This window comes from Candidatus Roseilinea sp. NK_OTU-006 (assembly GCF_012931985.1).
Classification (GTDB): domain Bacteria; phylum Chloroflexota; class Anaerolineae; order J036; family Brachytrichaceae; genus JAAFGM01.
Window position 1 is genome coordinate 1 of sequence record NZ_JAAFGM010000106.1, and the last position, 2,630, is coordinate 2,630.

Sequence of the window (2,630 nt, forward strand, 5' to 3'; positions counted from 1 at the left end):
CATGCCCGGCATGATGGAGACCGTGCTCAACGTCGGCCTGAACGATCAGACCGTCGAGGAGATGATCGCCGTCACCGGCAACCCGCGCTTCGCCTGGGATAGCTACCGACGCTTGCTCATGATGTTCGGCAGCACCGTGCTCGGCATCCCCGACGAGAAGTTCGACGAGCCGATGGAGCACATGAAGCACGAGCGGGGCTACAAGCTCGACACGGAGTTGACCACCGAGGACCTCAAGGAACTGGTCGCCATCTTCAAGCAGGTGATCAAAGAGGAGACCGGCCGCGATTTCCCGCAAGACGTGTATGAGCAGCTCAAAGAATGCGCGATGGCCGTGTTCCGCAGCGCCACCGGCCACAAGGCACGCACCTACGCCAAGCAGATGGGCTGGAAGAGCACGCTGCCGACGGCGGTCAACGTCGTCACCATGATCTTCGGCAACATGGGCGACGACAGCGCCACCGGCGTCGCCTTCACCCGCGACCCATCCACCGGCGAGAAGAAGATGCTCGGCGAATACCTCGTCAACGCACAAGGCGAGGATGTGGTGGCCGGCATTCGCACGCCCAAGCCCATCGAAGAGATGGCCAAGGAGATGCCCAAGACCTACAAGGAGTTCATGCGCATCTGCAACCTGTTGGAGAAGCACTACAAGAACATGCAGGATGTCGAGTTCACCATCGAGCAGGGCAAGCTCTACATGCTGCAGACGCGCAACGGCAAGCGCACGGCCAAGGCCGCCATCAAGATCGCCGTGGATATGGCGAAGGAGAAGTTGATCACGAAGGAAGAAGCGGTCCGACGCGTGACGCCCGCCGAGGTGGACTTCCTGTTGCACCCGCAGTTCGACGAGCAGGCGGTGAAGGATGCGAAGAACGACGGCCGGCTGCTGGCGACCGGCGTGAACGCCTCGCCCGGCGCAGCCAGCGGCATACTCGCCTTCGACGCCGACCTGGCCGAAAAGTGGGGCAACGAAGGCAAGGCCGTCATCCTGATCCGCCCGGAGACCAAGCCGGATGACGTGCACGGCATGGTCGCGGCCAAGGGCATCCTCACCGCGCGCGGCGGCGCCACCTCACATGCAGCCGTCGTCGCCCGGCAGTTCGGCATCCCGGCGGTGTGCGGCGCGGATGCGTTGCAGATCAACCTGAACGACCGGACCGTCACCAGCAACGGGCACGTCCTACACCAAGGCGACTGGGTCTCGATTGACGGCGGCAGGGGCGAGGCCTATATCGGACAATTGCCGATGGTGCACCCGTCGTTCGAGGAACAGAGCGACCTGGTTACGCTGCTGAAGTGGGCCGACGAGATCAGCGCGCAGAACACGCGCACGACCGAGGACGGCAAGCCGCGCCGCGGCCTGCAGGTGTGGGCCAACGCCGACTACCCGAAGGACGCGCAGCGCGCCCGCGACTACGGTGCCAAGGGCATCGGCCTGTGCCGCACCGAGCACATGTTCTTCGAGGAGGAACGCCTACCGATCGTGCAGCGCATGATTCTCGCGGACAACGACGAGGATCGCCAGCGCGCCCTGGATGAGCTGCTCCCCTTCCAGCGCAGCGACTTCGCCGGCCTGTTCAAGGCGATGACCGGCCTGCCCGTCATCATCCGGCTGATAGACCCGCCGCTGCATGAGTTTCTGCCTTCGCAAGAAGAGTTGATCCGCGAAGTGACGCGCTACGAGACCAAGCGCCACTATGATGCGTTGGGCGATGAGGAATACGCCGATTACCAGACGAAGCTGGCCTTGCTCAACGCGGTGAACGCCATGCACGAGCAGAACCCAATGATGGGGCTGCGCGGCATTCGCCTAGGCATCATGATCCCCGGCCTGATCGCCATGCAAGTGCGCGCCATCTTCGAGGCGGCCTGCGACGTGAAGAAGGAGGGCTACGAGCCGATGCCCGAGGTGATGATCCCGCTGACCGGCCACGTGAACGAATTGAAGCGCGTGCAGCCGGAACTGGAGAAGGTGGCCAAGGCGGTGATGGAAGAAAAGGGCGTGAAGGTGAAGTACAAGTTCGGCACCATGATCGAGATCCCGCGCGCCGCGCTCACCGCCGACGAGATCGCGACCATGGCCGAGTTCTTCTCCTTCGGCACCAACGACCTGACGCAGATGACCTACGGCTACTCGCGCGACGACGCCGAGCGCGGCTTCTTGCTCAAGTATGTCGAAGAGGGCATCCTGCCCGATAATCCCTTCCAGACGCTCGACCGCGACGGCGTGGGGCAGTTGATCAAGATGGCCGTGCAGAAGGGCCGTGCGACGCGCCCGACGCTCGAATTGGGCATCTGCGGCGAGCACGGCGGCGACCCGCGCTCGGTGGCGTTCTGCTACGAAGCCGGCTTGAACTACGTGAGCTGTTCGCCGTTCCGCGTGCCGATCGCGCGGCTGGCCGCGGCGCACGCGGCACTGGGCGTGAAAACAAAGTAGCGCGTGCCAGAACGCGGCGTTACAGAACCCCGATTTCGTAGAAATCGGGGTTCTAACTTACACAACTCACGTTACGCAGTCGCGAACTGACTGCGCGACCATAGAATGGCGACATGACACAAGACTTGCTTGACCTGTATAGCGATTATCTGTTGTGCACGTTTGGACAGGCCACGGCAACCGGGTTGGG

1 protein-coding gene is annotated in these 2,630 nt (G+C 63.1%); it reads left to right on the top strand.

The features are described from left to right. A partial coding sequence (gene ppdK / locus GXH28_RS15865; RefSeq protein WP_169239978.1) for a pyruvate, phosphate dikinase occupies positions 1 to 2,440 on the top strand: 2,440 nt, incomplete at its 5' end. Between the last annotated feature and the right edge of the window lie 190 nt (positions 2,441 to 2,630).